Here is a 1446-nt window from a genome sequence, read left to right as displayed (position 1 = left end):
TTGTTGCGAGGTGGCGTATATTACGCTTTCCTCTTTCAGAGTCAAGCGTTTAATTTCGCTTATCTCTGCCGAAGTTCTCAGGAGAACCTCGCTGACCCGGCGGCTTGTTTGCCGTTGTTCCGTGTCAGTGGGGCCGCATTATAGGGAGTTTCTCGCAGCCCGCAATAGTTAAATTGCAGAAAAATGACTGACTGCTGCAATCCCCAGCAGAACCCCGCCTTATACCCACTTACTAACAAAGTTATCCACAAACGTGGAGAAATAGTGTGGCTGGCTGCGTATTACGTCCTTCTATATAGAGGGAAAAAGAACGAGATCTACGGCCTCGGTAATGAAGCGCTATGTCGCTTCGCAACAATATTCTCCGACTCCAGTTTAATAATCCTGTCCGCGCGGTGAAAGCAACGATCATCATGGGTGAGCGCAATGATGGTTTCCCCTTCGACCTTCAACGTCGGCAGGATTTCCTGGTAAAAAATCGCCTTGAATTCCGCATCCTAATCAGCTGCGCCTACAGTCATACCAGCAGCACGGCAGCCTGCATCATTTTTCCACTCCTATTGCCAGCTATCCGCCGGCAGCACCTGTTGAAGTTACTGAGCCAGCACATCGACACGCGCACACAGGCAAGGTTAGTAACAACGCCAGAACGCCCTCCACGGACATGATCATATAAAGGAAGAGCATTATATCACCGGTAATCACCGCCGGTGGCAATGCTGAGACCTCACGCAGACTGAACAGCACCAGTCCGATAGATATAAAGAAAAGAACAGAAAAGAATTCTGCGCTTACTTGTCCCTAGCCATACAATGCATAGCCTGGCATTTGCCCCCTAAGTACGGCCTCCATATTATCCGCCAGCTCACTGCCAACACACTATCACCGTCAGTACTCGGCACTTCTGGACTTGCCCGCATGTTGCCCCCCCTTCTCAGTAACCGTTGGATACGCCAGTTTTACGATACGTCGTGCTATGAACTGGACCATACAGGCTCCTTCGGCTTATGTGGGCCAAAGATCCGCGACAACAGCTCACTAGTTGGAAATAGTGTCTATTCTGGCAGTAAATACTGCTATCACAGGATCTGGGCTACGCGAGCGTGTTTATTACGATATTCAGGAAGACAAGCTTGAGTATTGCCACAGCGATAACTTCAGGCGGTGATACCGTGATTTCGTATTACGGAAGGAATGAATAGATCAAAGGTGGTAAGTCGGTCGTGAATTGCCACGGGTTTAACAGACACCTCGGAGTCATTTAAGATGACTTAAAGAGAGGTGCCCATGAGCGGTAAACGTTATCCCGAAGAGTTTAAAATTGAAGCAGTCAAACAGGTTATTGATCGCGGTCATTCTGTTTCCAGCGTTGCAACACGTCTCGATATCACCACCCACAGCCTTTACGCCTGGATAAAGAAGTACTGTCCGGACTCATCCACTAAC

General features: G+C 48.9%; 2 protein-coding genes. Both read left to right on the top strand.

Translation table 11 applies throughout. The annotated features are described in order from the left end of the window. Window positions 1–341 precede the first annotated feature (341 nt). Complete coding sequence (locus tag KCR01S_RS25795; protein WP_061285266.1) at window positions 342–668, top strand: hypothetical protein; 327 nt, start codon at window positions 342–344, stop codon at window positions 666–668. 619 nt (window positions 669–1287) lie between these two features. Next, the coding region (locus KCR01S_RS23560; protein ID WP_156478813.1) for a transposase at window positions 1288–1446 on the top strand (159 nt) is incomplete at its 3' end.

Origin of the sequence: Kluyvera cryocrescens NBRC 102467, from assembly GCF_001571285.1 — a bacterium.
GTDB classification, from domain to species: domain Bacteria; phylum Pseudomonadota; class Gammaproteobacteria; order Enterobacterales; family Enterobacteriaceae; genus Kluyvera; species Kluyvera cryocrescens.
Note: the sequence above shows the minus strand (reverse complement) of the source record. Positions and strands in the feature narration are given on the sequence as shown.